This window comes from Calidifontibacillus oryziterrae (assembly GCF_000331575.1).
In the GTDB taxonomy this organism is placed as follows: Bacteria; Bacillota; Bacilli; order Bacillales; family Bacillaceae_J; genus Calidifontibacillus_A; species Calidifontibacillus_A oryziterrae.
Window position 1 is genome coordinate 175418 of record NZ_ANOK01000006.1, and the last position, 7756, is coordinate 183173.

Below are 7756 nucleotides of genomic sequence, written 5' to 3' on the forward strand. Positions count from 1 at the left end.
AGGTGCTAGCATGACGTCACAATTAATTCAAGCAATGGAAGAAAGAAGTTTTCAATACGAATTTCTCCATACTGTTTTTAGTAGCCCATTATCGATTGAATTACTAAAAGAGTGGAAAAACCAAAGCAATTTTAATCCATTTGAAGCACAAGAGCATTTAATTGCTTTCTTTAGTGAATTATCCTCGCTTGAAATTGAGAAAGTTGAGGAAAAAGAAAGAGAGAGTTTTTTACAGTTATTTTTTGGACCCGAGCATATTCCAGCACCACCTTGGGAATCTGTTTACAGAACTAAAGAGCGAATTCTTTTTGGCGAACCAACTCTACAAATGAGGAAAAAATTAAGAGAGTTTAATCTTTATTTTCAAAATGAGAGCAAAGAGCCAGAGGATCATATTTCAATCGAATTAGAATTTATGATTTATCTTATCGACGAAGCTATTAAGTCTATTAAGGAGGGTGATGAAAACAAGTTTAGTAGAGCATTAGAATATCAGTTTCTACTATTAAATGATCATCTTATGAATTGGATTGACCCTTTTACAGATGATATCCAGTCAGCGACAACGAGTTCATTATACAAAGGCTCTGCCTTATTATTACGAGATTTTATTAATCAAGATTATCAATATTTGTTAGATATTAAGGAGGTTATCAATCATGAGTGAGAATTTGTTCAAAAGGATAGTAGATCACACACTTCCACGACGGAAATTTTTAAAATGGGCTGGTGCTGTAACAGCTCCAGCGGTATTAGGTGGAGTAGCTGTTACGAAAAAATTAATGCCTACCATGGAAGTAGCAGCGGAAGCAGAAGAACAAATCAAAATTATTCCTACTTGCGGCACTTTGAATTGTGGTGGGAAATGTTTAATTAAAGCACATGTCAAAGATGGTACAATTACAAGATTATCTACTGATGATGATCCACGAGATAAAAATGCTGATTCACTAAAGTTCCCACAAATTCGCGCATGTGTACGTGGCCGTGGCTATCGTCGCCATGTTTATCATCCTGATCGCATCAAAACTCCTTTAAGACGTACAGGTAAACGAGGAGAAGGAAAATTCAAGGAAATCAGCTGGGACGAAGCGATAAAAGAAATAGCAAGTGAAATGACCCGTGTTAAAGAAAAATATGGCCCAACATCAAGATATGGAATTTATGCAACAGGACAATCAGGTCAAGTTGGTAGTGGTGACACGTTAATCCAAAGACTATTAGCAGCTGATGGTGGTTACCTTGGCAGATATTCAAACTACAGCTCAGGTCAACATGGAGTGGCAACCCCAATTACGTTTGGGACTGGATCTGCAAGTAGCAGTTTGGACACTTTAGTAGATTCAAAGCTTATTGTCTTAAATGGGTTTAATCCGGCAGAAACGATTTTTGGACATTTTAATGTTTATTTAAGAATGGCAAAAAAAGCGGGTGCGAAAATTTACATTCTAGACCCACGTAATACAGATACGGCAATTGGACTTGCAGATGAATGGTTCCCAATTAAACCAACGACTGATAATGCGTTGATTGCAGCGATGGCATATGTCATGTTCACTGAGAGTCTTCATGATCAGGCATTTTTAGATCAATATTGTGTAGGTCATGACGAGGAGCATATGCCAGAGGGCGTACCAGCAGGTGAATCATATAAGAGTTATGTTATGGGAGTTAGTGATGGTACTCCAAAAACACCGGAATGGGCAGCGAAAATTACTGGTCTACCAGCAAATAAAATTCGTCAGTTAGCTCGTGAAGTTGCAACAACAAAGCCGATGGCTTGGATTCAAGGTAACGGTATTAATCGTCATATGAACGGTGAACAGTTATCTCGTGGAGGCTCTTTAATAGCAGCTTTAACAGGGAATATTGGGATAAAAGGCGGTTGGGCAGGGCCAGGTGCAGCCGGAATTGCAAAATATGTTAAGTTCCCTTCTATTAAAAATCCAACAAACGTAGAAATACCTGTTTTTAAATTTACAGATGCAATCATCGAAGGAACAAAAATGGGTGCTGCTGAAGGTGTCACTGGACTAAATGACGGGGAAACACTTCCAACAAATATAAAAATGATTTTCAATATAGCCGGTAACTGTTTAGTGAACCAGCATTCAGATATTAATCGCACGATAAAAATGCTCGAGGATGAATCATTAATAGAATTTATTGTGACGACAGATTTGTATATGACACCATCTGCAAAATACTCTGATATCATTTTACCGACATGTACGTTCTTTGAACAAAGTGACTTCGTGCCACCTTGGAGCTATGGGCAACACATTATTTTGTCACAGAAAGTGATTGATCCACTTTTTGATTCTAAAACAGAGTATGAATGGATGACAATGTTAGCTAAGGAGTTAGGCATTGAAAACGAATTTACTGAAGGTAGAACACAGGATGAATGGGTGAAATGGATTATTGACGAGACAAGAAAAGAGGATCCAAGGTTCCCAACCTATGACCAATTGCAACAGACAGGTATTCATAAGTACGATTTTGATCCAATTGTTGCTTTTGAGAAGCAAATCAAGGATATCAAAACCAATCCATTTGATACTCCTTCAGGGAAAATTGAACTTTTCTCAAAAGACTTATGGGATATGAATAATCCTGAGGAAATTCCAGCGATACCGAAGCATGTATTACTTGAAGAAGGTGTAGAAAATAGCGAAAAAGGAAAATACCCACTTCAGTTAATTGGGTGGCATAGTAAACGCCGGACGCATTCATCATTTGATACAAGTGATTGGATGGAAGAGGTTGAAGGAAATATTATGTGGATGAACCCAATCGATGCCGGAGAACGAAACATTAAAGATGGCGATCTTGTGAAAGTATTTAACGATCGCGGTGTCTTGAAAATACCTGTAAAAGTGACTAGTAGAATAGTGCCGGGCGTAATTGCAATTCCGCAAGGTGGATGGTTTACACCAGATAAAAATGGTGTTGACATTAGGGGAGCTATTAACGTTTTAACTACCCATAAAGCAACGGCATTAGGTCATTGTAATCCACAACATACAAATCTTGCACAAGCAGAAAAGGCTTAGGAAAGGGGTGCATTAATTATGGAACAACTAGGATTTTATATTAATCAGGCTCGGTGTGTAGGGTGTAAGGCATGCGTAATTGCCTGTAAAGATAAAAATGATACTTCTGTAGGGGTAAATTATCGACGAGTATATCCATTTGAAAGCGGGACTTTTACAAAAAACGGTGATGGTACATTTGAAAATAATGTTCAAGCATACTTTTTATCGATCTCTTGTAATCATTGTGAGGACCCAGGTTGTGTGAAGAATTGCCCAACAACTGCGATGTATAAACGAGAAGAAGATGGTGTTGTTGTTGTTGATGCTGACAAATGTGTAGGTTGCAAATATTGCCAATGGAATTGCCCTTATGGTGCCCCACAATATAATGAAGAGTTAGGTAAGATGACAAAATGTAATCTATGTATTGATTTATTGGAAAAAGGTGAAAGACCTGCTTGTGAAGCGGCTTGTATTTATCGGGCAATAGAGGTTGGGCCTATTGATGAGCTACGAAAGAAATATGGAAATGTGAACGAAGTGAAAGCAATGCCTAGTGCAGCTCTTACAAAACCAAATATCGTGATTACACCACATAAATATGCAAATTAAAGGAGGGATTTGTAATGCATGAATGGGCGTTATTAATATTCACTGTCTGTATGCAGGCAGCCATAGGTGGAGTGTTGATGCTATGGTTGTTCTACAAGAAAATATCAGGGAATAATGAGGAAAAGACTTTTAGTGCTATGCGTGTTCCATTGCTTGCCATTTCAGTGTTATCCATTATTGGCTTAGGTGCATCGTTTTCACACTTAGGTACTCCAAGTAATGCTTTCAATACGATTCTCCATCTAGGTTCTTCATGGATGAGTCGTGAGATTTTAGTAACAGGTTTGTTTATCGGTGTGATTTTTATAACAACAGGCTTAGCTTTTGTTCAAAAAAGGGTAAATCCGTTACTGTTATTGGTTTCAGCATTGATTGGATTGATTGATATATACTGTATGGCAGCAATTTATGCGACAACATTAGTGAGTGGCTGGAATTCAATCAACACTTATACATCTTTTTACGGAACTGCACTTGTGTTAGGACCAGTATTAGCAGCAACATTGATTGCGCCTGTGATGAAGGGGAAAGCACAAGGCTTAGTGAGATATTCATTTTATATTGCTATCGTCGGGGTTGCTATTCAGTTAGTCGGAATGGCAGTATCTGCAACAGTTATGCCTGAAGTGAATGTAATTAATGGCCTGAATGCGATGGCAGCTTTAGAAGGCTATCAAGGTACAGTAGCATTACGATGGATTATCGAAGTCGTTGGTATAGGGCTCCTAGGGGTGCTATCCATGACATCAAGTAAAAAGATCTCTTACTCTTATGCATATGTTGCATTAGCTGCTATTATCGTCGCAGAAGGCATGAGTCGATATGTGTTCTATGTATTAGGAGCTTAATGAAACAGTTGGGGCCAGGTTAGGTGCCATAGAGGTGCCTGCCCCCCCGTAAAATATTTCCAATTTGAAAGGGTGAGGAAGATGGGGTTAGTTAGCATGTGGATTGAAAGCTTAGATTACGAATATGAGATTCTCGAAACGTGCACTCGCCATCTGAGTCCCCGTTCAAAATGCTCAAAGTGCATGGAAGCATGTGAATTGGATGCGATTTCAATAAAGCGTGGAGTTCCATCGATAAAAGGTGAAGCTTGCATACAATGTGGTAAATGTATTTCTGCTTGTTCTGTCCAAGCTGTAGCAGGAATTTTTCCAAAGCGGACAATTATTCAAAATCATTTAGTCATTACAAATGATGAAAAACCTCCGACAACAAAAGAGCTCCTAATTTATTATAAAAAGGGTATCAAATCAGTTGTCAGTGAACAAGATATAGGCAAGGATTGGCAGACTTCATTAAATGAAGCCAATTCTATATTGCTAAAGCTTGGTGAAAAATCATTTTCGGTTAAAGTAGAAAAAGTCGATCGTGGAATGGAAGTACTATCAAGAAGAGATTTATTTTTTACTTGGCGAAAAGACGCTCAAGGTTTTGTTAAACAAATGGCTCCAGCAAAATGGCGTTTTAATCAAGAGGACCTTGAGCTAGCAAGATACTATCAAAACCACCAATTTGCTGCGATAACTTTTAATAGTGAAAAGTGTACGTTATGTAGTGCTTGCCAAGTTCTTTGCCCTAAAAATTGTTTGGAAATAACAGAAACACAATTTTCTATAAATGCTCAACCTTGTACAACATGTGGTTTATGCGAGGATATTTGTCCAGAACAAGCAATTTCAGTACGAGAAAAAATTTCTCTCTACGAAATACAACATTACAAAGTATATAAGAAGATATGTAACCAATGTAAGCAAAGCTATAATACTGTAAATCAACATGCTGAAAAATGTGTCCCTTGTGCAAAAAGAGAAGGTTTTTTAAAATGATAAGAAGCGGGTGGCCCAAGTTATTCATTTTTGGGTCACCCATTTTTATAAATTAGCTGAGAACACTCGTGACTTTAGTCTTGGGAGTCTCAGTTAGCAATCATCTGCTTTACTATGATGAAGCGGTGGTGGAATTAACCATCCTTTTTCTTTGTTAAGTCTTAATACCTTACCACCCAATGTGGCTTTTTGTATATGGAATTGACTAAACATCATTGCAATATCCTCCCTAATAGATTGGCCAATTGCTTGACTGCAAGCAACTAATCCTGCAGCTATTGATGCTGATAAGTGTGCTGCAATTTCAGGATCTTGAAATCTTGCTCCTGCTGGAATATCTTCAATACAAGCCTTTGGTCTTTCAGGGGGTGATGGTGGCAAACCAATACCATTTTCTTTCAACAAAGCTTCAATTTGTTTAGCTTCTTGCTGACATTGTTGCATAGCCTCTTCCAATAGTTTTTGGAGGTCTTCATCTCCAGCATGATTTAACTTTGTTTGATACCCGGCGATGGAATGTTTAGCTGCCAGCAAAAAAGACCATGTTGTAAAAACTTCACCATAATGCAAGGGTTCGTTTTGAGGATTTCCACTTAAAATTCCCATAATAACACTCCTTAAACTTTTAGTTAATTTCATAAAATTCTCCTAATACATATTAAAACCTGTGAATACATAGTAGAGTTAGACTAGTGGTAGTACAGAGCTGTTAATCATTTGACGGTTGATTGCAAACTTTTTTACAACATAAAGTATCTGTCATCCTAAAAAAAATATTCCTGATAGAGTTAATAATTGAATTTGATAAATTGGAATTAAATGGTATTAAACTAGTAACAATAGTTGGAAACAATAAGCTTGATTACGTTGATAGGAGGAATATCATATGTCACTGGAATGGTATGATCGAATTAGCAGTGAGCTACAAGACCATCTCGAGTCAATTTGTGAAAAGTATGACCAAGTTGGTCATATGACAATTGACAGAGGAGCTAAACACCCGAGAATAGAATTCTTTGTTGAGACAGATGATAATGGCCGGGACTATTTTTGTACATTATTTTTCGATCCGCATAATGAGGAGTTTTATATTGAAACGTTAGATTTTGATCTGGAGCTAAAAGCAAGGACAATTCTTACTGATATTGAAGAAATTGTTGATGTAGTTCATGAAAGCTTGCATGACTATTTAAATGAAGACGAGGAAATTGAATTATATGAACTGGATGATGATTTAAATGATGAAGAAGTAGGTATATATGAAATTGATGACAATGAAGATTATGAGGAGATCGATGTTTATTGGACTACGGACGAAGTAACAGCTTACACTTATAAAGATGAAGTAGAGGTTGCTTATCAATTTGGTGTAATTGAGGATACAGGAGATGGTGTTTTAAGACGTGTAAACAGAATTGTAACCACAGATAATGAGCTAATTGAAGATGAAACAAATTTTATTTTCAGTAAAGAAGAAGCCAGCACAATTATCTCAATGATAGCAAGCAATATGGATTCTTTAAAGGACTTTAATGAAAGTGATCATATAGACTAATAAAAAAATCGTCCACCTGAGATTAATTTGTCGTTACTCTAACAATTAATTTCAAGTGGCGATTTTTTAAATGTGGGAATTTAAAACTCGCTGTTGTTTGTCTGATTGTTTAACGATTTCCACTAGGTGCATCCTTATAGGGCTCCTCACTATCCTTACCATTCTCATCATGAGTCGGGTGGGCACCTGGGAATTGTCTTGGAAGATTTTCATGAAAGTTACGATTTTCGTAGGTGAAATTACTGTAAAATTGTTGACCATGCTGCCAAGGGGTTTCTTTATTTTTTACTATATCATGTTTTCCGATTGGTGAACCATAAGGACCTTCGGGAAATTCCTCGGCTGTAAGGAACTTTTTTTGTATTTCAACGTTCGAAAAATCAGAATACTGTTTCTCTCTTTGATCCATAACAGGATTCCTCCAAATCTAAATTTATATATTCTATTTTGACTTCAAAAAAATTAATTATGTATAGTACCCATTCATTCATTCATCATCAAACAAATTAATAAAGAATAAAAAATATAAAAAAATAAGTTATTGACATCATTTCTTTAGGGTGATATATTTGATGAGTCGCTGTTTTAGAGTGAAAAAAGAAAGTCGTTGACTTCCACGAATAATACGGTAAGATCACAACTGTCGCTAAAATGACAGCGCGAAAGTTTCTTTAAAAAAAGTTATTGACTTCCACGAAACAAAATGATATGATAGATTT

At 36.8% G+C, this 7756-nt stretch carries 8 protein-coding genes; 6 read left to right on the forward strand and 2 right to left on the reverse strand.

Translation table 11 applies throughout. From position 1 onward, the window contains the following. The first annotated feature begins 10 nt into the window (after window positions 1-10). The 5 genes from D612_RS0106615 to D612_RS0106635 all read left to right on the forward strand — a co-directional run bounded on the left by D612_RS0106615 (window position 11) and on the right by D612_RS0106635 (window position 5482). Window positions 11-667 carry a TorD/DmsD family molecular chaperone gene (locus D612_RS0106615; RefSeq protein ID WP_017754708.1) on the forward strand — a complete coding sequence of 219 codons (657 nt, stop codon included), beginning with the start codon at window positions 11-13 and terminating at the stop codon, window positions 665-667. Beyond that, a complete protein-coding gene (locus D612_RS0106620; protein WP_017754709.1) occupies window positions 660-3056 on the forward strand; it encodes a DMSO/selenate family reductase complex A subunit in 2397 nt (798 codons plus the stop codon). The genes D612_RS0106615 and D612_RS0106620 overlap by 8 nt, the downstream gene beginning before the upstream one ends. Before the next feature lie 18 nt (window positions 3057-3074). Continuing rightward, window positions 3075-3650: a DMSO/selenate family reductase complex B subunit gene (locus D612_RS0106625; protein ID WP_017754710.1), complete on the forward strand. Its 576-nt coding sequence runs from the start codon at window positions 3075-3077 to the stop codon at window positions 3648-3650. 14 nt (window positions 3651-3664) lie between these two features. After that, window positions 3665-4498, forward strand: a complete 834-nt coding sequence (locus D612_RS0106630; protein ID WP_017754711.1) for a dimethyl sulfoxide reductase anchor subunit family protein — start codon at window positions 3665-3667, stop codon at window positions 4496-4498. Window positions 4499-4579: 81 nt separating this feature from the next. Next, the gene (locus tag D612_RS0106635; protein WP_017754712.1) at window positions 4580-5482 is read left to right on the forward strand and encodes a 4Fe-4S binding protein; all 903 of its coding nucleotides are present in this window, start codon (window positions 4580-4582) and stop codon (window positions 5480-5482) included. Between the two features lie 93 nt (window positions 5483-5575). Here D612_RS0106635 and D612_RS0106640 read toward each other — a convergent pair whose 3' ends face one another. After that, window positions 5576-6088, reverse strand: a complete 513-nt coding sequence (locus D612_RS0106640; RefSeq protein ID WP_017754713.1) for a DUF3231 family protein — start codon at window positions 6086-6088, stop codon at window positions 5576-5578. Window positions 6089-6368: 280 nt separating this feature from the next. Here D612_RS0106640 and D612_RS0106645 point away from each other — a divergent pair, with 280 nt between their 5' ends. After that, entirely contained in the window at window positions 6369-7037 is a 669-nt protein-coding gene (locus tag D612_RS0106645; protein ID WP_017754714.1) for a hypothetical protein, read from the forward strand. A gap of 109 nt (window positions 7038-7146) precedes the next feature. On the opposite strand, the gene D612_RS0106650 is transcribed toward D612_RS0106645, so the two are convergent. After that, window positions 7147-7446: a hypothetical protein gene (locus tag D612_RS0106650; protein ID WP_017754715.1), complete on the reverse strand. Its 300-nt coding sequence runs from the start codon at window positions 7444-7446 to the stop codon at window positions 7147-7149. Window positions 7447-7756: the final 310 nt, after the last annotated feature.